Source organism: Geobacillus zalihae (genome assembly GCF_030414215.1).
GTDB lineage: Bacteria > Bacillota > Bacilli > Bacillales > Anoxybacillaceae > Geobacillus > Geobacillus zalihae.
In genome coordinates, this window is sequence record NZ_CP129217.1 from 1,538,450 (window position 1) to 1,558,190 (window position 19,741).

The following is a 19,741-nucleotide window of genomic DNA, read 5'->3' on the forward strand; positions in this document are numbered from 1 at the left end:
TTGCTGAAGGAATCGACACGCCAAATCACCAAATAAGTACAATACACGTTTTTCTCGGCTCCGAAGACGATTCGCGATCGAATTCGACATCAACCATAGTATGGGACGCGGAGGGCCGATTTATTGGGAGAAGGGAGAGGAAAACAATGGTTCGTTTATGGGGGAAACGGATGTGGATGACAAAACGTGCATATGAGGCGGTCGTTTTTCAAACACCGCGCTTTGGGGAAACGAAAGGCTACCGGCAAGTGTGCCGCATGACGGTGACGGCGGCCGGACATGATGAAGTGCTGGCGGTGTTGTATCGGATGTTGAATGTCGCCGATCTGATGCCGAAAAACTGTCAAGCTCGATTTATGCGGACTGGGGACGTTGTGCTGATCGATGAAGGGCGGAAAGGACAGACGTACTATCGCCTTTGTCCAGACGGATGGAAACAAGTGGAACGTCAGCTCATCTGTTGACGGAATATTCGAAAATATAGTCGCCAGCAAGAGCTAGAGATGATATAATATGAATAAAGCCCCCTTGTTTCGGGAACGGATAAGAAAGGAAAGGGGGCGGACTTGATGGAACATGACGAACGGCGGCGCGACATGCCGATGGTGGCCCCGGGCATCGACGACGATGAGGAGCTGAATGAAAGAGCGACAAAAGAGGAAATTGAACGCGGGGAATATACAAAAGTCGTCACGCTTGCTTGGGACGAATCCGAGCCGTCGGAACCGCGATAGAAACCCTTGTATCGCACAAGGGTTTCTGCGGTTTGTCACGATTCTGGATTGTCGTGATGGCCCGGACCGTTTTTCCGGCCGCCGGCGGCGGAATATTCTTTGGCATGCGCCTCATCTTCAGCAATCAATGCTTCTTTTGGAATATGGTTGTTCTTTTTCTGCCCGTTAATGCGGTTGCGGTGTTTTTTGCCCATCGTTTTCCCTCCTTGAACCGTCGTCGTCGTTAGTGTATGCGGTCTGACGGCGGTTCATCGACGGAAAATGTTTGCAGGCGGCATCATGCGGCGGGCGCAGGAGAAAAGAGGGAAGGGGGCGAAACGATGGCCGCACTGGCGCTGTCGCTGCTTGTGTGCGTTGTCTCGATTGCGGCATTGCTTTGGGTCAAAGGGCAAGTTGAGCGACTCTTGTTCCGCTGGAGAAGCGTGCCCCTTCTCCATGCGGTCAACGTCGTCATCATCGCTGCCATCGTTGCTGACATGTACTATCGGCTCAGCGGCATCGACGTGTACTTGCGCGATTTGGCCGATATCAACGGTTTTTGGTATGTCTTTGCCGGCGCGATGCAGCTCGTCTTTCCACTGTATTTGTTTTCCTGTTGGCTTGTCGCCAGGCGGCGCGAGCGCGAGAAAAAATATACGCGCAGCAAAGACAAAAAGGTGCTGTATATCAATGAGCGGTATTTGGCGCGCCGCCATCGGGGCGATTATCGCCGATCCAAAACATCGTAAGAGAGCGGCTCCCCCGCAAATGTCTCACCCACCTCCGCGAGTGCACAGGGGGAGCTTTCAGCGATTTGCGTATGTGCCAAACGACAATGCACAAGGACCCTTTCCGCTTCCCTTCGTTTCGAAGGTGCCCGTTTGAACAACATGTGATTCGATCCGACGGCGATTGCCGGCCAACATTCATCTCCCACATGGACGGGTGCTCGTGCACCTTCACGTTTCGAAGTGGGAGACTTCTTTCGGAATGATGTTAGAATTTGGTCTTTTCCTTTTTCGATGTGGACGGCTGATTGTTTGATTTGGACGATGGATTGGTTTTGTTGGCGTATTCCACCGCTTGTTCGAGTTTCTTTTTCATCGGTCTTTTCCTCCTTTCTCCTCGGGCAGGCACACATAGTATGCCCGTTCGCCGCCTCGGCTACTCGAAGGAAGACTGCCATTTTCCGCAAACATATGATATGATAGACGAGGGCATGGCCCGACAACAATCGTTCAAACCAAAGGAGGAATCCCATTGAGCGTACATATCGGAGCGAAGGCAGGGGAGATCGCGGAGCGCATTTTGCTGCCGGGTGATCCGCTGCGCGCCAAATACATTGCCGAAACGTTTCTGGAAGGAGCGGTATGCTACAACGAAGTGCGCGGCATGCTCGGATTTACCGGGACGTATAAAGGGGAGCGCATTTCCGTGCAAGGGACCGGCATGGGCGTGCCGTCCATTTCGATTTATGTGAACGAACTGATCCAAAGCTACGGCGTAAAGACGCTCATCCGCGTCGGAACGTGCGGAGCGATTCAGCCGGATGTGCGCGTCCGCGACGTCATTTTGGCGATGAGCGCGTCGACCGATTCCAACATGAACCGGCTCATTTTCCGCGGCCGCGATTATGCGCCAACCGCCGATTTCCATCTGCTGCGGACGGCGTATGAAGTAGGGGTGGAAAAAGGGCTGGCGCTAAAAGTCGGCAATGTGTTCACCGCCGACATGTTTTACAATGATGAACCGAATTGGGAAACGTGGGCGCGCTACGGTGTATTGGCTGTCGAGATGGAAACGGCGGCGCTCTATACGCTGGCGGCGAAATTCGGCTGCCGGGCGCTGTCGGTGCTGACGGTCAGCGACCATATTCTCACCGGAGAAGAAACGACGGCTGAGGAGCGGCAAATGACGTTTAACGAGATGATTGAAGTGGCGCTTGAAGCGGCGATCCGCAATGGCGCGTGATTGGGCTGCCGGGCGCTTGGGCCTGGGAAAACAGAAAAGGAGAAGGAACATGAACCAGCGATGGCAAGCGGCGATGTTGGTGTGCCTGCTGCTCGCCGGCTGCCAAACAGGGGAGAGCGGCAGCAACGGTGCGGCCGGCCCGTCCGGCCAGCCGCCGGAAAGCGCGGTGCACCCAAGCGATCATCAACAACAGGGGAAAACGAGCGAGAGCCCCGTCGATCCCGATTTGCAGCTTGAGGCGAAATATTGGAACATCGTCAAGGTGCAAAACGGACAAAAAGTGATTCAAAACCCTGACAACATTTTGGTGCTCGTCAATAAAGAACAGTCGCTCCCGCCTGGCTATAAGCCGGCGGACTTGGTCGTGCCGCGCGTGCCGTTTTTGTGTGCTGACCCGAACGCGGAAAAGCGGCATATGCGGGCCGAAGCGGCCGCGGCGCTTGAGGAGATGTTTGCCGCCGCACGCCGCGATGGCATTGAGCTGGTGGCCGTGTCCGCTTATCGTTCATACGAGCGGCAGCAGGTGATTTTTGCTGAAGAAGTGCGGCAAAAAGGGAAGGAAAAAGCGGTTCAAGCGGTCGCTCATCCAGGTCAGAGCGAGCATCAGACAGGGCTGGCGGTCGATATCAGCAGCCGCTCGGCCGGCTGTCAGCTGACCGAATCGTTCGGGGTGACAAAAGAAGGGCAATGGGTAGCCGCTCATGCGCACGAGTACGGATTCATCATCCGCTACCCGAAAGGAAAGGAAGCGGTGACCGGCTATAAGTATGAGCCGTGGCATCTCCGCTATGTCGGGCGGAAGGCGGCCGCGGTGATCAAAAAGCGCGGCTTGACGCTTGAAGAATATTTCAAAGTAGTGAAAAAAGTGTGAAAACGGCGCCTCGTCGAGGACGCCGTTTTTCTTGCCAGCTATGGTTCGCAGCAAAAGACGCAATAGCCAAGACGGTCGCCGAATTGAGCTGTCAACTGTTGGTGCATCTGCCACATGCTTGCCATCTCCGGTGTCGGCGGAAGGGCGATGACGATGGGTGCCCCAAGGCTTGGCGCTTCGGCTGCAGCCGCGTAGGAAAACTGGCGGCAGCCAAAGCCGCTTTGTTCGAGCACTTCTTTCCACTCCGCTGATGTCATGAGCTGACGGAAGCCGTAAAAGGCGGCGATTTGCTTTTGCTCGGCGGCGGTCAGCCGCTCATGACACGCTTCAATGCCGACGAATAGGCCATCGTTTTTGAGCACGCGGCGGATTTCGGCGAGCGCGTTTGGCAATGAAACGAAAGCAAGCACCGATTCAGAAAGCGCGAGGTCAAACGTCCCGGCGGGAAACGGGAGCGCTTCGACCGAGGCGCGATGCAAACGGACCGAGACCGCCTTGGCGGCAAAACGCTGTTTCGCCTTGGCGATCATCGTCGGGTGGATGTCGATGGCGGTGACGTTGGCCCCGTACTGTTCGGCGATATAAGCCGCCGTCTGTCCGGTGCCGCAGCCGACGTCAAGCACGGATGTTGAACGGTCGATCTTAAGTTTACGTAAGATTTGTTTTGTTAACTCAAAACCGCCTGGGTGAGCGCCATCGATCCCCATGTCCGCCAACCAGTCTAAATATGCAGACATCTGTTCCTCTCCTTTTTTGTTTCGACTTGGTTTATCATACGCAAATGCGATCAATTTTGCCTTTAGACAAAAAAATTTGCTTGTCCCTATTCTTATGAAAAGAGGAAATTTTCTTGCTGTAGACCCAACCGGCTTCAAGCTGGTACACTGATACGTGCAAAAATGAGATGGCTAGGTTGGTGAAGAAAGTGGATCGAAAACAAGGAGCCGAGGCGGGCGCATTGCTGAGCATTTTCGTCTATCTTCTCCTTTCGGCCGGCAAGCTGTTGGCTGGGGGGGTGTTCGGCTCGGATGCGGTGGAAGCGGACGGTTGGAATAATTTGAGTGATATTATCGCTTCCTCGGCAGTCTATATTGGCATGAAAATCGCGAAAAAACCACGTGATTGCAACCACCCGTACGGACATTCGCGGGCGGAAAACATCTCCTCGCTGTTGGCTGCTTTTTTGATGATGTCCATTGGCATTGACGTGATCACAAGCGGCGTCCGCTCGCTGTTCGGCAAAGAAAAGGCAGCGGCTCCTGATGTTTTAGCGGCTGTGGTTGCGCTCGCCTCGGCGGCCGTTATGATTGGCGTTTATGCCATCAATCGTCGGCTGGCGCGGCGGACGAACAGCATGGCGCTGGCGGCCGTGGCGAAAGACAATTTATCGGATGCGCTGGTGAGCATTGGCGCCGCCATTGGCATCGCCGGCGCGCGGCTTGGGTGGCCATGGCTTGATCCGCTGGCGGCGCTTGTGATCGGGGCGATGATTGGCAGGACGGCGTGGGAGGTGTTTATGGAGACGGCGCATACGCTCACCGACGGTTTTGATGAACAGCAGCTCGCCGTTTATAAAGACGAAATTGCAGCGGTGAGCGGCGTGCGCGATGTCGCTGACATTAAAGCGCGCATGTTAGGCAACGACATTGTGCTGGAAGTGACGATCCGCGTTGACTCGCATTTGACGGTGGCAAAAAGCCATGAAATCGCTGATGAAGTCGAGCGTTTGATGCGAAACCGGCATAACATTCGGGCGACGCACGTCCATGTGGAACCGGAAGCGGTGCGCTGACTGGCTTCGGGCGCATTGGCGGGCCGACGCGGCGAGGCGCCTATATAGATGCAATTTGAAGCTTTAACATTTGTAGCTTTTACCGAGCATTTGATCGACTGTCGGGCGACCGAACAACGCCGCTTAAAGACCCATGTATGGGTCTGTGAAGCGGGTGGTTGTTCGGTCTTCCGTCACGCCTTGGCGTGACGGAGGCAAGCCTGTGGCTTGCCTTCGACAGTCGAAAAATGGACAAGTGACTTTTCCATCAAGGATATGTTAAACTTTTTCGTTGCATCTATATAGACAGCGAATGACTTGCCGGGATGTGACGCTTTGCAGGCGGGATGCAGCCGGGAGAAGCTGCTTATCGCCAACAGCGAGCGGATGCGGCCAAACCGTTGCCGCTGACTTGTTTTTGGCGGCGGGAGGGGAGTAGTTTTGCGGCAAACAGCAAACAATACAATTAAAATCGTTTGCATGGAAAGGACGTCAGTCTATGGCGATCGAGCATAACTTTCGTTTGACGGTTGACGGAACGTACAAACGCCATGCGCCGGCAGGCAGCCAGTCGTGTTGGCTTCATTTCACCGCCGCCGCCAAGCCGGATTTGGAGCAGCTTCTTTCTTCGCTGTCCATTCACCCTCTCGCCCAACAGCGGCTGATGAACGGGACAGACATTCCCGCGTTTGACGAATACGAAGGATGTTTCTTCTTATCGCTGTTTATCGTTCGTCCGTCCGGCCGGACAGTGAACGTTCGTTTGCTGGCCGGCAGCCAATATATGATCAGCTATATGGATGAAAACGATCCGCTTGTTGATCACGTGAAAGAACGTTTGTTGAACCATCGCGGTCAGGCGCTGTATCCTGGGTACGTGCTGTATCACTTTTTAGACTTGGCCGCCATCCGTTTTTTGCAAGTCATCGATCAGATCGCTGACCGCATTCAGACGCTTGAACGGCAAGTGTTTGCGACCCCGTTTGCCAACGAAATCGGGCGCGAGATTTATCGGATGAAAACACATCTTCATGAGCTGCGCCAAATCGCCGAGGCGCAGGAAGAAGCGATCAAAATGATCCGCCACGCTGATTTGCCGTATATCAACCAAGAGACGAATCCGTATATCGAGGAAGTGGCGTCGCGATTCTCGCGCGTGCCCGCCGCGCTCGACGCGTTTAAGGAATCATTGTCCGCCATTTTCGATTTGCAACTGTCGCTCAAATCAGATCATATGAATGTCATTATGAAGACATTGACATTGGTGAGCGTCATATTTTTGCCGATGACGTTTATCGCCGGTGTATACGGCATGAATTTTGCGTTTATGCCAGAGCTGAAATGGAGATACGGCTACCCGTTTGCCTTGTTGCTCATGGCAACTGTTGCGATGCTCATCGCCCTCTATTTTAAGCGAAAAGGCTGGTGGGGAGAGACAGGGACGAAAGAAAAATAGGCGTTTTTCTGGAAGGTCGGTGATGTAACGGAGAAAACGCTCCAGCAAGGAGCTTTCGCCAATGGATCAACGGCTCTTCCGTGCGTTCGTGGACCAATCTTTTTGAAGAAAACGCGGTTTTTCACCAATCTTCTAGAAATTTGGGCATTCGCCCGGCCGTTTGGGCGGGCGGGCGCATATGATGGCCCTGTGAACCGATGAAGGAGGTGCCCGCCGTGAGCGGTTTTGTCAACAGCGGTTATACGGTCGTCATCGTCCTGTTCATTTTACTGATTATTGTTGGCTGTGCCTGTGTCGCTTGATGAGCGAAAAAATAAGAAAGGACGGCGGTCAAACGGGCCGCGAAGGGGGCGGGTGCTCATATTCAGCTGCGCCCCTTCTCCATTGGGCAACCGCGTCGAGCGATGCGGGTGAGTGTTTTGATGGATAAAGTGAAGCGGCGGCGGTATAATGGAACAGAAATGATCATGGAAAAGGAGAAGACGACGTGGGGCATTGGAGCGAAGAAAAGCAAGGCATCTTGTATACCGCTGCTTCGTACTTGCTGTGGGGAGTATTGCCGCTTTACTGGAAGCTGCTAGAGGCGCGCCCGGCGCTTGAGATTTTGGCGCACCGCATCGTTTGGTCGTTCGTGTTTATGGCCATCCTTTTGGCAGCGACTGGGCAGCCTGACGCCTTCCGCCGGGAGCTTCGGGCGATGCGCCGTCGGCCGGCTAAGGCATGGGGGATCGCCGCTGCTGCCGTGCTCATCAGCGCCAACTGGTTTGTCTACATATGGGCGGTGAATCATCATCATGTTGTTGAAACGAGCCTCGGCTATTATATCAACCCGCTTGTCAGTGTGGCGCTTGGGACGATCGTACTGCGCGAGCGGCTGAGCGTAGGGCAGTGGACCGCTGTTCTTCTGGCCGCCGCCGGCGTGGCGGCGATGACGGCGGAATATGGCGCGTTTCCGTGGGTCGCCATATCGCTCGCATTGACGTTCGGGTTTTACGGCTTAGTGAAAAAACTGGCCAGCGTTGACTCGTCCATTGGCTTGACGCTTGAAACAATGGCCGTCATGCCGCTTTCAGCCGTTTACTTATTATGGGTGTACAACGAAACGCCAGCCCTCGTCAAGACGGCCGAATGGTGGCAATGGGCGCTGTTGGCTGGAGCCGGGCCAGCGACGGCCGTGCCGCTTTTGTATTTCGCCAAAGGGGCGAAGCGTGTGTCGATGACAACACTTGGTTTTTTGCAATACATTTCGCCGACGATCAGCCTTCTCCTTGGCGTCTTTTTGTTCGGCGAGCCGTTTACGAAAGCGCATTTTTATGCGTTTAGCTGCATCTGGGCGGCGCTTATTTTGTTTTCTGCTGTTCAAATCAAGCAGGCGTCAGGGCGGAAAAAATGGAAGCGAAGCTCGCTCGAGGCGTAGCAGCGGTCCGAGGACGGGCCGCTTTTTTTCCATTTCTGCGGCAAATACCCATTTTTGCTGAAACATCTAACCATTTCCTCGGCTTCTGAATAGTCTACTAGTACAAAAACGAAGGAGGTGCTGGCAAATGGGTGCAGCTTACGGCGGCGGATTCGCGTTGATCGTCGTTCTGTTCATCTTGTTGATTATTGTCGGATGTGCATGTGTCGGTGGTTGGGTGTACTGATGCCTCTTACTTGCTAGCAAGGAGGTGACGAATATGACATGCGGCTTTTATGGCGGCTGGGGCGGCTTTGGCTTCGGCTACCCGGGTTATGGCGGCTACGGCTACGGCTTCGTGCTGATTGTCGTTTTGTTTATTTTGCTCATTATCGTCGGGGCAACATGGTGCTAGGCGGATGATGGGCATGCGGGGGGAGACGGCCGGGCAACGGCTGTTTCCCCCGCTATTTTTTGAAAGAGGGAGGAAGATGGGAGGGAAGAGGAGAAATATAAGGAGAATAAAAAAATGGAAGTAGCGTGGAGGGTAAGAAAATGAAACGCATTCCGAAAGATGTTGTCGCGACGTTTTCGATCGTCGCGTTCGATCCGGCGACCGGGGAGCTTGGCATCGCTGTTCAATCGAAATTTTTAGGCGTTGGTGCGGTTGTTCCGTGGGCGAAAGCGGGCGTCGGAGCGGTGGCGACGCAATCGTACGCCAACACGTCGTACGGACCGCGCGGCCTCGAATGGATGGCAAAAGGGAAATCGGCGCAAGAAGCGCTTGAGTTGCTCGTTGCCGATGACAGTGAGCGCGATTTGCGCCAAGTCGGCATCGTGGATGCGAAAGGACGGGCGGCGACGTTCACCGGGAAAAAATGTTACCCGTGGGCCGGGGGCATCACCGGGCCGAACTATGCGGCTCAAGGCAATATTTTAGCAGGCGAGGAAACGGTGCTGGCAATGGGAAGGGCGTTTGAGCAGACAAAAGGTCCGCTCGCCGAGCGATTGCTAAAGGCGCTTCAAGCTGGTCAGGCAGCGGGGGGCGACCGCCGCGGGCAACAGTCGGCCGCCTTGCTTGTCGTGAAAGAAGGAGGGGGATATGGCGGCTACAATGACCGCTATATCGATTTGCGCGTCGATGATCACCCGCGGCCGATCGAGGAGCTTATTCGCTTGTATCAGTTGCGCCAGCTTTACTTTGAGAAACCGCGTCCCGAAAAAGTGGCAGCGATTGAAGGAACGGTAAAGGAAGAGGTGGCCGCCCACTTGGTCCGTCTCGGTTATTTATCGAAAGAGCGCTCGGCGGATCTCGAGGCGCTTCATGAGGCGCTGACCGTGTATATACATACAGAAAATTTTGAGGAGCGCCAAGTGGAGAAAGGAAAAATCGACCTCGATGTATTACAGTATATGAAGCAGCAGCCGTCGCCTAAGGAGGTCGGCTAAGGGAAACCGGCCTTGTCGACTGCATGATCCATCATGCTGAAACAAAAAGGATGTCCCTAGAACTGAGCGGGACATCCTTGTTTATCGACCGCTCCCTCTTAAAAGGCGCATGGCGCACGCCCGCTGTCATGTCTGCGCCAAACGGCCCGCAGGCGAAAGCTGAGAAACAGCGCGCCCGTTGCCAATCCGGCGATCAGGCCGATCCAATAGCCGAACGCCCCGGCGGCAGTCAGTAGAGCGAGCGCGCAGCCAAGCGGAAGCCCAACGCCCCAATAGGCGAGAAGAGCGGACCAAAAAACGGCGCTTACCTCTTTATAGCCCCGCAGCGCTCCTTGGATGGGAGCGGCGATGGCATCGGAAACTTGAAAGAAGATCGCATAGAGCAAAAACTTCTCCGTCAACGCCGCCACTGTCGGATCGTTTGTATACAGTCGAGCAACATCGCCGCGGAAGACGGAAAGAAACAATGCAGCGGCGGCGGCGACGGCCAAGGCGAGGGTGATGCCGATCAAGCAATATTGTTTGGCGGCTTCATAACGGTTGGCCCCGGCTTCAACGCCCACGGCGATCGTCAGCGCCATCGATAAGCTGAGCGGAATCATATACAACAGTGAAGCGAAGTTGAGGGCGCTTTGATGCGCGGCGACCGTTTCCGCGCCAAACCGGCCGACAAGCAGCGTCACCGCAGCGAAAATGCTCGTTTCAAAAAAGATGGCCGACCCGATCGGCACCCCGGTTTTCAGCAACTCTTTCCATGCGGCCCATGACGGACGGTAGAAACGGACGAGTACACGATAGGGAGCCAAGCGGCGAAATTTCAAAGCGGCAAAGGCAGCGGCCGCGAAGCAGTACGCATACGTGATCGCCGTCGCGTAACCAGTGCCGATGCCGCCAAGGCGCGGAAATCCGCCATGCCCGTAAATCAACAACCAGTTGAACAGCATATTGACCGGCAAGGCGGTGAGCGTAATCCACATCGTCACTTTCGTTTGCCCAAGCGCATCGATGAAATAGCGGAGCACAGAATAAAGAAACAGAGGGATGATCCCAAACGACAAGGCGCGCAAATAATGAAAGGCGATATGCCGAACGTTTTCATCCAAAGACATCTGTTTCAAGATAAACGGCACAGAAGCGGCGCCGATCAGGACAATGGCGGCAGCAAGCGCGACAGCCAAGTAGAGCGCCTGGGCGACGGCGCGGGCGATTGAGTCATGGCGTCCGGCGCCGAGATGATGCGAGACGATCGGGGACAAGGCGAGCAAAATGCCGCCGGCGCCGGTCCACACCGGCACCCATAAGCTGGAGCCGATCGCGACGCCGGCAAGATCTTCGGCGCTCGCATGACCGGACATGGCGACATCGACAAAGTTCATGGCATATTGACCGGTTTGCGAAACAAAAATGGGAAGAAACAAGGCGAACAGGCGCCGCCATTTGCCGTTGGGCGGAGCGGTCGTTGCCATAATGGCTCCTCCTTTTCCGTAATAAAGTGACACATTGTTCTAAATCATCAATCTCTCCACTTCCGAAGCTGGGATGACCCCCCTCTTCGGAAGCGATTTATGACGAAAGAAACGGCGGTTGGCTGCAAAGCGGGAATTCGATCAAAAAACATGTGCCGTGCGCGTCGCTTTGCACTTTCATCGTCCCGCGATGCAGTTCGACGATTTTTTTCGATAATGACAGGCCGAGCCCAGTTCCCGTTTCCTTCGTTGAAAAAAACGGATCGAAAACATGGTCGATGACCGACGGCGGAATGCCGGGCCCATCGTCGCAGAAGCGAAGCTGAACGAGATGGTTGATTTTTCGGCTGCAGATCGACACCTTCATCGTTTTCGCCACTTTTGCTTCCACGGCGTTGCGAAATAAGTTTAAAAACACTTGCAAAAGCTGGCTGCGGTCGCCGTTCATTTCGTAGTCGTCAAGCTGGTCATCAAGGTCAAAATGGACGTCGACGTTATGCAATAGCGCTTCGCTTTGCAATAGGACGCCGACATCGTCGCGCAAAAAGCGGTGCAAGTTGAACGTCTCCATTTTGACGTCCGCCGGCTTGGCGATATTCAAAAAATCCGTGATAATGTCGTTCGCCCGGTCGAGCTCAGGAATTAAAAGCCGCTCAACGAGCGAGGCGATGCGATCCGGCAAGTCGCTTTTCAATAGTTGCAAATATCCGCGCACCGTCGTCAGCGGATTGCGGATTTCATGGGCGATGCCGGCGGCGATGCGGCCAGCGACCGCCAGCTTTTCTGTTTCTTTCATCATATTGAGCGACTGAAACATACTGATGACTCGTTTGATCGATCCGTCATCGTTGTAAATAAAACGGGTGTTGACGATGCCGTAAAATCGGTCGAGCACTTCGTAATTGTAAAGCGGCTCGCCTTTTTCAAGCGATTCGAGCGTTGCGATCAGCTCGTCAGGCAGCTTCAGCAGCTCGCGAATATGTTTGCCGATGATGGCGTCGCGCTCGACGCCCGTGTCAATGGCCGCCTGCAAATTGCAAAGCGTGATGATCCCTTTGTCGTCGACAAAAACGATATGGTGCGGCACGAGATCGAGCAACGGCGTCAAAAAGGCTTCCACTTTTTCAAACGGTACGTCGTGATACAAGTCAATATCCCACTGCCATTTGGCTTCCTTTTCAAGGGACGGTGGAATGGTGCGAAGGTGCGGCCGGACGTCGCCGCGCTTTTTTTCGATGGCGATTCCACTTTCGTAATCGGCAAAGGTGAACGGAAACGGAAGCGTTTCGATGAGCCGCTCATAAGCGCGCAGCTTTCGTTCGAGCTCTTCGATTTGCGATTGTACGAGTCGATCGTTCATCTCTTCAAACTCCTTAGCTGCACATTTCGTTTTTCATTTTACAAAAACCGCCCTCCGTCGGCTATGGCGGACATCGCATCGATCCGACGGGAGGACGAAACGAATCGAAGCAACCGGGCGGTGCGGGCAGGAGCCGTCAATCGATGCCTGCCGTTTCCACGCGGGAAAGGAACTGGCTAAGCGCCTCAAGGGACGGAAAAGCAGCTTGCCCCTGCCGCTCGTTGCCGCCCCCTTTGCCGCCAAACAGGGCGGCTTGTTCTTTCAGCCAGTTCCCTGCATGGAGCAAGGAAGACGGTGCTTTGGCGATCACGGCGCGCCAATCGGAGGTGGAGGCGAGAAGCGCGGTTTTGCCATAACGGTCGGCGATCAGACGGGCGATCATTTGCAGTTCTTTTGCCCCATATTGGTCGTAACGGCCAATCACTGCACGTCCTGATTCGGCGGCGGCCCGTTCGGCTTCGACGGCAAAGACGATTGCCTCGTATTGGCGCAGCCGTTTTTCCCATTCTTTTTTCTCTTGTTCCCATTTTGCGATCACGTCGAGCAGCTGATCGCGGCTTGTCCCGAACCGACCTGCTGCCGCCTGCACGACGCGGTGGGTTTGCTGGTAGTCGGCAAGCGCCCGGCCGCCGCAAAGAAAGGAAAGACGCGTCATGCCGCGATGGCGCTCTGCTTTCAGCAATTTGATCACGCCGATTTCGCCCGTGCGTTTCACATGGGTGCCGCAGCACGCCGACAAATCGATCCCTTTCATCTCGACAACACGGACAGAACCTTGGACATCGGGACGCTTGCGAAACGGCATCCGTTCTGCTTCTTCCGGCGTCACCCAATACGTCTCGACCGGGAGATTCGCGTAAATGAGTTCGTTGGCCCGGTTTTCCACTGCCAGCATGTCTGCTTCCGTCAGCGCACCCGCCGTGATGTCGATTGTGACGACCTCGCGCCCAAGGTGAAAACCGACTGTTTCGGCGCCGAGCTGTTCAACGAGTACAGCGGATAATAAATGTTGGCCGCTATGCTGTTGTGTATGATCGCGGCGCCGTTTCCTATCAAGGACGCATGAAACGGCGCCCATTCCCGGGTGGGCAGGAAGGCGGTGATACACTTCCCCGTTTTCGTCAAACACATCGAGCACCGGCAAGCCGGCGATCGTGCCGGCGTCAGACGGTTGGCCACCGCCTTCCGGGTAAAACGCTGTTTCCGCCAAGGTGACAATGTATGTTTCGCCGTCTTGGCGGACGCTTGTCACCGTTGTCGTCCACACGTCAACATCCGGCGCCGTATAGTACAACTTTTTCGTCACAACCGTTTCATCCTTTCGTCTTCCGAATGCTTTTCTTTCATATTAGCAAATTCCCTCGCGTTTGCCTATCGCCGATCTTTTTGGCCGCTTTTTCCCGTTGGCAATTGGCCAAATCTATAGAACAATGTTCTAAATAAACAATATTCACAAAAGAAAAAGAACAGACCGTAGACAGCTCTTCCCCTAGAAACACTCTGATGTTTTGGGACAAGTCCAACGTTCAAACGGTTTGACAAAGGAAGCGGGTTGCAGCGATGTTTGTTGAACATGATTTTATGCAACAAAACTATATGCTAAAAATAATCCAAAACCAACTAAAGAAAAGCAACATTTGTCGGTGATGAAATGTTTTGTATATAATAAAGCGGGGTGAACAAGAACCGGTCGCCCGATCGGAAAGGGTGGTTTGATGATGTTGACGTTAACAGACATTGAACAAGCGCGAGCGAAAATGAAAGGCATCGTCCACCAAACGCCGCTTGAGCATTCGCAGACGTTCAGCCGGCTGTCCGGCAATGACGTGTATATGAAACTGGAAAATTTGCAAAAAACAGGTTCGTTTAAGGTGAGAGGCTCATTCAATAAAATTATGTCGCTCACGGAAGAAGAAAGGGCGCGCGGCGTCATCGCCGCCTCGGCCGGCAACCACGCCCAAGGGGTCGCCTACGCAAGCGGCATGCTCGGCATTCCTTGCACGATTGTCATGCCGAAAGGGGCGCCGCTCAGCAAAATTGAAGCGACGAAAAGCTACGGGGCGGAAGTCGTGCTGTACGGCGATGTGTTTGACGAGTCTTTGGAATATGCATTAGAGTTGCAACGTGAACGGGGGATGACATTTGTTCATCCGTTTGACGACTTGGCGGTGATGGCCGGCCAAGGGACGATCGGCTTAGAGCTGATCGAGCAGCTTCCCGACGTCGATGGCGTTCTTTGTCCGGTCGGCGGCGGCGGGTTGCTTGCGGGGGTGGCGTTTACGTTAAAACAGCTGAAGCCATCGGTTGAAGTGTACGGCGTTGAGTCATCGGCTTGCCCCGGCATGACGGCGGCCATACGCCATAAACAGCCCGTCTCCATTGCCGCATCGAATACGATCGCCGATGGGATTGCCGTGAAAAAGCCGGGCAATATTACGTACCAATACATTGAGCAATACGTCGATGGCGTTGTGTGCGTGGAAGAGGCGGAAATTTCACGGACGATGCTGTATGTGCTCGAGCGGAACAAGCTGTTAATCGAAGGGGCGGCAGCTTGTCCGTTGGCGGCATTGTTGTATCAAAAGCTGCCGTTTCGCGGCAAAAAAGTCGCCGCCATTTTAAGCGGCGGCAACGTCGATGTGACGCTCATTTCCCGCATCATTGAGCGGGGGCTTGTCGAAGCGGGCCGGTTTGTGACGTTTACAACGGTCATCTCCGACAAGCCGGGCCAGTTGAACAAGCTGCTGCGCATTATTGCGGAGCTTGAGGCAAACGTGATGTCGATTCACCATCAGCGCATCGGCGCCAAAGTGCTGCCAGGTCAGGCGGAAATTCACTTTTCGCTCGAGACAAAAAACGAAGACCACATTCAGCAAATTTACCAAGTGTTGTTGAAAGAAGGCTATGATGTACAGTTTTACCGATGAGCGCGCGATGGGAAAACGGTTTGTGTTTCGCCACTGTCTGTTAAGCAAACAGTGGAAAAGCCGTCTTCGAAATCATGTTCACAGGGCTGCCAAGTCAACTACCCCCACTTCGCGAACGCTTGAAGTGGGGGCTTGCAACTCCCCAGAAGTGCAAACGGACTTCGTCCTCCTTCCTTGACTTGGGGTTGCATCAGGGGGCAGGTTGACGACTACCCAACGACGCAGGTCATGCCTGCATCGTTACCAATTCTCTCGGTGTGTCTGTTGGCAGTACTTGGCTTCCACACACAACAGACAGACCTACGCTCGATGTTTTACGGTTGCAACGTTTCCTGCAACCAACTCCATACATCGAGCAGCCGTTATTGGAGTGCCTTTATTGAACGGTTTTCTCCATGCCTTTATTATATCATACACAAAAGAAAGGGGGAACGCACATTCCTCTCCCACTTACTCCCTTTGGTCGTTGAAGTGGGAGTCTCCTGCGCGAAATAGGATGAATACGAAACCATCATTTGCCCAACATAGCAGCTGTTCCTTATGACATGGAGGACAGCTGTTTTGTTTTGTCAATGCACGCGCGGCGCATCTTGCGGCCGCGTTGCACCGAGGCCTTCGCGAGCCATTTTCGCTTTCAAGCTTTCCAAGACATACAAGCCGAACATGCCGAGCAGCTCTTCATCAGTCATCTCACCAATCAGCTTGAGCACATCGCGGCGGCTAAGTTCATCTAAAATCGACATCGCCACCGCTTCGGCATCTTCTTCATCCCCGGTCAGTCGATCTTTATAGTATTCGTACAGATCGTCAATAAACTTCATCGGCATCGTCGCCTCGCTTTTTTGAGAGCGGGCTTCCTCCTTTCTTTGCAGTTGGCCGATGCAGACTTAGGGGCATCGGCAGTCCTCTCGGTTTGACGCCACAAATGCCATTGGCAACAGGGATGATTCATAGTATAATGGAAAAAATATCATTCGAAAAGCGGGGGAATTCTATGATTCGCCGGTTAACGGCCGAAGACGATCAACAAGTATTTTCGTTTTTGCGGCAAGATCCGTCGTTCAATTTATTTATCATCGGCGATATTGAGTCGTTTGGCTATGACGCCGATTTCCAAGACGTTTGGGGGCAGTTTGACGATGCCGGCTCGCTGAAGGCGGTGCTGCTCCGTTATTACGATTCCTACATTCCGTACGCGCCTGGCGATTTTGATGCCGATGGCTTTGCTCGTCTCATCCGCGAGACAGCCCCATCATCGTCCATCCAGCTGTCCGGCAAGGCGGACATTGCCAGGCAGTTCGAAGAGCGGCTGCCGCTTGGGGAGAAGCGAACGCTTTACTTTTGCGAGTGTCGGACGGATGAATACGCCCGTCAAGAAATGGGGGCGTTCGCCGTCAAAAAAGCCGAATTGGCCGATGTCGACCGGATTCTCGACTTGCGGCGCCGCATTGCCGAATTTGAAACGAGGCCGTCGTCCCGCGATATGCTGGTGAAAGGGATGGAAACCAATTCAGCTAGAACGTACTACATTGAACAAGACGGCCGAATGGTGGCCGCGGCATCGACATCAGCGGAAAACTCATTGTCGGCGATGATCGTCGGCGTCTGCACGGATCAGGAGCATCGAGGGAAAGGGTATGCCAGCACCATCGTGGCGAAGCTCGTTTGCGATTTGCTCGCTGAAGGGAAGATGCCGTGCTTGTTTTATGACAATCCAGACGCCGGCCGCATTTACCATCGCCTTGGTTTTCGCGATATCGGATTGTGGGCGATGTACCGTTAGAAGGGCGGAAGTCCCGCCAGCTTGCTTGTGTACAAAAGCAGGCTGGCGGTTATTGTCCGTCTGCGCCGTTGGGCGTGCCGCGGCGAATGTGCTCGCCGCCGTGCTCCCGCATCGCTTTTGCCTTGTCGTTGACGAGCTGTTTTTGGTCAGCGATGGAAGAAGGTGTTTGTTTTTTGTTCGCCATATCGAATCACCTCAATGGAGACGATTTAGCGCGCTGAATGAACATGTCCGCATCTTCGATCAGCCCGCAGACGCCGCATTGGACGCGGTAGCTCGGGCCGCGGTATGGGAGATGGAACGGTTCGAGCGCTTCGTTTGTGTATTCGTGCTCGATGTCGCCGGTGTGCGGATCGAGCTTGACCGCACGCGGGTGCTGCTCAATGAGATGAAACCGCGTCCGGTTCGTTTTGCAGTTTGGGCATAGCATCGGTTCCAATCGAAGCCACCTCCATCTTTATCATTTGAAAACATGGCGGCCATTATGTATCAGCAGGCCCTGTACGACCGTGTTGGTCATGAGAAGCAATGGTTGACAATCATGGTGCAGTTCGGGTATGGTAAAGGCAAAACAAAAAATATTTCACTTTTTCAGAAAATAGTGTATTATAAATGGCAAAGGGGATTTTCTATGGCTGACAAACCGCTCAGAGACCGCATTATCGACACCGCTCTTCATTTGTTTGAGAAATACGGCTACCACGGCGTGACGGTCGACCGCATCGTTGCCGAAAGCGACACATCCAAAGGCGGTTTTTACCATAATTTTAAATCAAAAGACGAGCTCTTGTACCATATCCATGATGTCTTTATCACGTATGCGCTGACAAAAGCGCAGGAGGCGTATGAGGGCTTTCCTACGCCGACCGAGCGCTTGTACGCCATCGTGCAGTCGTTTGTCAAAGTGTTTCATTTGTATAAACCACACATCACCGTGTTTTACCAGGAAAGCACGTACTTAAAACCGGAATACGCTGAACCGATCAATGAAAAGCGAGAAGAGTTCAAGCAAATCATTTTTCGGGTCATTCGTGAGGGGATTGAAGCCGGGGAATTTCGTCCGGAGCTGTCGGTGGAGATTACTGGCATGTCCATTATCGGCATGGTCAATTGGACATACAAATGGTACAATCCGGATGGTCCGCTGTCCATTGAGGAAATCGCGGCATATTTTGCCGATTTCATTTTGCATGCGGTGCTCCGCACACCAGAAAACCCAGCGGCGGCGCGGTTTTTGTTGCGGCCGGCCGCCGAATAAGTTGTTGATCGTATACAGACCAACTAGTCGGTTTCGGAAACGCTTCAAAAAATCAAAACCGTTTACACTCGTTTCCTTACTGAAACCGACTAGTCGGTTCAAATGATAGAACATTTTCTATGGGGGAGAGGGAGAACATGGATTTTTCATTGACGAAAGAACAACAAATGATTAAAGAAATGGTTCGCGACTTTGCTGAGAAGGAAATTGCCCCATACGCGGCGAAATGGGATGAAGAAGCGCATTTTCCGCTCGATGTCTTTCGCAAAATGGGCGAGTTGGGGTTGTTGGGCCTGCCGTTTCCGGAAGAGTACGGCGGCGCTGGGGGCGATACGATTTCGTACGCCATCGCCGTTGAGGAAATCGGCCGCGCCTGCGGCGGCACCGGGTTGAGCTATGCGGCCGCTGTGTCGCTCGGAGCGAGCCCGATTTACTACTTCGGGACGGAAGAACAGAAGCAAAAATGGCTTGTGCCGATGGCGAAAGGCGAGACGCTTGGCGCTTTTGGGCTCACGGAGCCGAACGCCGGATCGGACGCCGGCGGCACGCGCACGACCGCGGTGCTGGACGGCGATGAGTATGTCATCAACGGCGAAAAATGTTGGATCACAAACGCCCAATACGCGCGGCAAGTCATTGTCACAGCTGTGACGGGCAAAGATGCGCGCGGCAAAAACATCATCACCGCTCTCATCGTGCCAACGGACTCCCCAGGATTTACGATTCGTTCGAATTACGACAAAATGGGCGTGCGCGCGTCCAATACGTGCGAGCTTGTCTTTGAGAACGTCCGCGTGCCGAAAGAAAACGTCTTAGGCGACCCGCAAAAAGGGTTTAAACAGTTTTTGTACACGCTTGATGGCGGGCGCATCTCGATCGCCGCGCTGGCGGTCGGCATTGCGCAAGCGGCGTTTGAGAAAGCGCTTCAATACGCAAAAGAGCGCGTCCAGTTCGGTCAGTCGATTTCCAAGTTTCAAGCCATTCAATTTAAACTGGCTGATATGGCGATGGAAATTGAGCTTGCCCGCAACATGGTGTACAAAGCAGCCTGGCTGAAGGATCAAGGGAAACCGTTTACAAAAGAAGCATCGTTCGCCAAGCTGTTCGCCTCGGAAATGGGGTTTCGCGTCTGCAACCAGGCGATCCAAATCCATGGCGGCTACGGCTATATGAAAGAGTACGGAGTCGAACGCCACTTGCGCGACGTCAAGCTCATGGAAATCGGCGAAGGCACATCAGAAATCCAACGGCTCGTCATCGCCCGCCAACTGGGATGCTAAAAGCGGAAATGCCTGCATATCCATAACAATGAATTCGGAC

The 19,741-nt window shown here is 53.9% G+C and carries 24 protein-coding genes; 16 read left to right on the top strand and 8 right to left on the bottom strand.

Translation table 11 applies throughout. The features are described 5' to 3' along the window. Positions 1-146 precede the first annotated feature (146 nt). Together QWV57_RS07835 and QWV57_RS07840 are read left to right on the top strand one after the other, a co-directional pair. Positions 147-464, top strand: a complete 318-nt coding sequence (locus QWV57_RS07835) for a YodL-like protein (protein WP_015374738.1) — start codon at positions 147-149, stop codon at positions 462-464. Between the two features lie 105 nt (positions 465-569). Then, positions 570-734: a hypothetical protein gene (locus QWV57_RS07840; RefSeq protein ID WP_015374739.1), complete on the top strand. Its 165-nt coding sequence runs from the start codon at positions 570-572 to the stop codon at positions 732-734. Positions 735-769: 35 nt separating this feature from the next. Here the strand turns inward: QWV57_RS07840 and QWV57_RS07845 are convergent, their stop codons facing one another. Continuing rightward, positions 770-928, bottom strand: coding sequence for a protein YoyE (locus QWV57_RS07845; protein ID WP_008879283.1), 159 nt, complete (start codon positions 926-928; stop codon positions 770-772). Positions 929-1,054: 126 nt separating this feature from the next. Between QWV57_RS07845 and QWV57_RS07850 the strand changes: the two genes are divergently transcribed. The 3 genes from QWV57_RS07850 (at position 1,055) to QWV57_RS07860 (ending at position 3,555) form a co-directional block, all read left to right on the top strand. Then, complete coding sequence (locus tag QWV57_RS07850; protein WP_013145438.1) at positions 1,055-1,462, top strand: hypothetical protein; 408 nt, start codon at positions 1,055-1,057, stop codon at positions 1,460-1,462. A 511-nt stretch (positions 1,463-1,973) separates the two neighbouring features. Then, positions 1,974-2,684 (top strand): purine-nucleoside phosphorylase, encoded by a 711-nt coding sequence (gene deoD / locus QWV57_RS07855; RefSeq protein WP_013145436.1) that lies wholly within the window; start codon positions 1,974-1,976, stop codon positions 2,682-2,684. Between the two features lie 49 nt (positions 2,685-2,733). Beyond that, a complete protein-coding gene (locus tag QWV57_RS07860; protein ID WP_081133104.1) occupies positions 2,734-3,555 on the top strand; it encodes a M15 family metallopeptidase in 822 nt (273 codons plus the stop codon). Positions 3,556-3,593: 38 nt separating this feature from the next. Here QWV57_RS07860 and QWV57_RS07865 read toward each other — a convergent pair whose 3' ends face one another. Next, positions 3,594-4,292: a class I SAM-dependent methyltransferase gene (locus tag QWV57_RS07865; protein ID WP_013145434.1), complete on the bottom strand. Its 699-nt coding sequence runs from the start codon at positions 4,290-4,292 to the stop codon at positions 3,594-3,596. Positions 4,293-4,459: 167 nt separating this feature from the next. Here QWV57_RS07865 and QWV57_RS07870 point away from each other — a divergent pair, with 167 nt between their 5' ends. The 7 genes from QWV57_RS07870 (at position 4,460) to QWV57_RS07900 (ending at position 9,627) form a co-directional block, all read left to right on the top strand. Continuing rightward, positions 4,460-5,347: a cation diffusion facilitator family transporter gene (locus QWV57_RS07870; RefSeq protein ID WP_047753178.1), complete on the top strand. Its 888-nt coding sequence runs from the start codon at positions 4,460-4,462 to the stop codon at positions 5,345-5,347. A gap of 478 nt (positions 5,348-5,825) precedes the next feature. Continuing rightward, positions 5,826-6,782 carry a magnesium/cobalt transporter CorA gene (corA, locus tag QWV57_RS07875; protein ID WP_023634444.1) on the top strand — a complete coding sequence of 319 codons (957 nt, stop codon included), beginning with the start codon at positions 5,826-5,828 and terminating at the stop codon, positions 6,780-6,782. Positions 6,783-6,979: 197 nt separating this feature from the next. Then, a complete protein-coding gene (locus QWV57_RS07880; protein ID WP_013145431.1) occupies positions 6,980-7,084 on the top strand; it encodes a YjcZ family sporulation protein in 105 nt (34 codons plus the stop codon). A gap of 185 nt (positions 7,085-7,269) precedes the next feature. Then, positions 7,270-8,199 (top strand): EamA family transporter RarD, encoded by a 930-nt coding sequence (gene rarD, locus QWV57_RS07885; protein ID WP_060787803.1) that lies wholly within the window; start codon positions 7,270-7,272, stop codon positions 8,197-8,199. A 127-nt stretch (positions 8,200-8,326) separates the two neighbouring features. Beyond that, complete coding sequence (locus QWV57_RS07890; RefSeq protein ID WP_013145429.1) at positions 8,327-8,425, top strand: YjcZ family sporulation protein; 99 nt, start codon at positions 8,327-8,329, stop codon at positions 8,423-8,425. A gap of 33 nt (positions 8,426-8,458) precedes the next feature. Next, positions 8,459-8,593: a YjcZ family sporulation protein gene (locus QWV57_RS07895; RefSeq protein WP_081212792.1), complete on the top strand. Its 135-nt coding sequence runs from the start codon at positions 8,459-8,461 to the stop codon at positions 8,591-8,593. A 140-nt stretch (positions 8,594-8,733) separates the two neighbouring features. After that, positions 8,734-9,627, top strand: coding sequence for a DUF1028 domain-containing protein (locus QWV57_RS07900; RefSeq protein WP_060787802.1), 894 nt, complete (start codon positions 8,734-8,736; stop codon positions 9,625-9,627). A 98-nt stretch (positions 9,628-9,725) separates the two neighbouring features. Here the strand turns inward: QWV57_RS07900 and QWV57_RS07905 are convergent, their stop codons facing one another. The 3 genes from QWV57_RS07905 to QWV57_RS07915 form a co-directional block, all read right to left on the bottom strand. Further along, a complete protein-coding gene (locus tag QWV57_RS07905) occupies positions 9,726-11,093 on the bottom strand; it encodes an MATE family efflux transporter (RefSeq protein ID WP_033006937.1) in 1,368 nt (455 codons plus the stop codon). Positions 11,094-11,190: 97 nt separating this feature from the next. Further along, entirely contained in the window at positions 11,191-12,453 is a 1,263-nt protein-coding gene (locus QWV57_RS07910; protein WP_020756910.1) for a two-component system sensor histidine kinase NtrB, read from the bottom strand. Positions 12,454-12,589: 136 nt separating this feature from the next. Further along, complete coding sequence (locus QWV57_RS07915; protein ID WP_020756909.1) at positions 12,590-13,759, bottom strand: alanyl-tRNA editing protein; 1,170 nt, start codon at positions 13,757-13,759, stop codon at positions 12,590-12,592. A 412-nt stretch (positions 13,760-14,171) separates the two neighbouring features. On the opposite strand from QWV57_RS07915, the gene ilvA reads away from it, so the two are divergent. Then, positions 14,172-15,380 (top strand): threonine ammonia-lyase, encoded by a 1,209-nt coding sequence (gene ilvA, locus QWV57_RS07920; protein WP_033006938.1) that lies wholly within the window; start codon positions 14,172-14,174, stop codon positions 15,378-15,380. Positions 15,381-15,949: 569 nt separating this feature from the next. Here the strand turns inward: ilvA and QWV57_RS07925 are convergent. Then, positions 15,950-16,207 (bottom strand): DUF6154 family protein, encoded by a 258-nt coding sequence (locus tag QWV57_RS07925; protein WP_020755517.1) that lies wholly within the window; start codon positions 16,205-16,207, stop codon positions 15,950-15,952. Between the two features lie 167 nt (positions 16,208-16,374). On the opposite strand from QWV57_RS07925, the gene QWV57_RS07930 reads away from it, so the two are divergent. Next, positions 16,375-17,163, top strand: a complete 789-nt coding sequence (locus QWV57_RS07930) for a GNAT family N-acetyltransferase (protein ID WP_033005911.1) — start codon at positions 16,375-16,377, stop codon at positions 17,161-17,163. Between the two features lie 49 nt (positions 17,164-17,212). On the opposite strand, the gene QWV57_RS07935 is transcribed toward QWV57_RS07930, so the two are convergent. Next, positions 17,213-17,347, bottom strand: a complete 135-nt coding sequence (locus QWV57_RS07935) for a hypothetical protein (protein WP_020755515.1) — start codon at positions 17,345-17,347, stop codon at positions 17,213-17,215. Positions 17,348-17,353: 6 nt separating this feature from the next. Continuing rightward, positions 17,354-17,602, bottom strand: a complete 249-nt coding sequence (locus QWV57_RS07940; RefSeq protein ID WP_013145420.1) for a hypothetical protein — start codon at positions 17,600-17,602, stop codon at positions 17,354-17,356. Positions 17,603-17,794: 192 nt separating this feature from the next. Between QWV57_RS07940 and QWV57_RS07945 the strand changes: the two genes are divergently transcribed. Both QWV57_RS07945 and QWV57_RS07950 read left to right on the top strand, forming a co-directional pair. After that, positions 17,795-18,421, top strand: coding sequence for a TetR/AcrR family transcriptional regulator (locus tag QWV57_RS07945; protein ID WP_013145419.1), 627 nt, complete (start codon positions 17,795-17,797; stop codon positions 18,419-18,421). Positions 18,422-18,558: 137 nt separating this feature from the next. Next, on the top strand, positions 18,559-19,701 hold the full coding sequence (locus tag QWV57_RS07950; RefSeq protein WP_044743976.1) for an acyl-CoA dehydrogenase: 1,143 nt from the start codon (positions 18,559-18,561) through the stop codon (positions 19,699-19,701). Positions 19,702-19,741 lie beyond the last annotated feature (40 nt).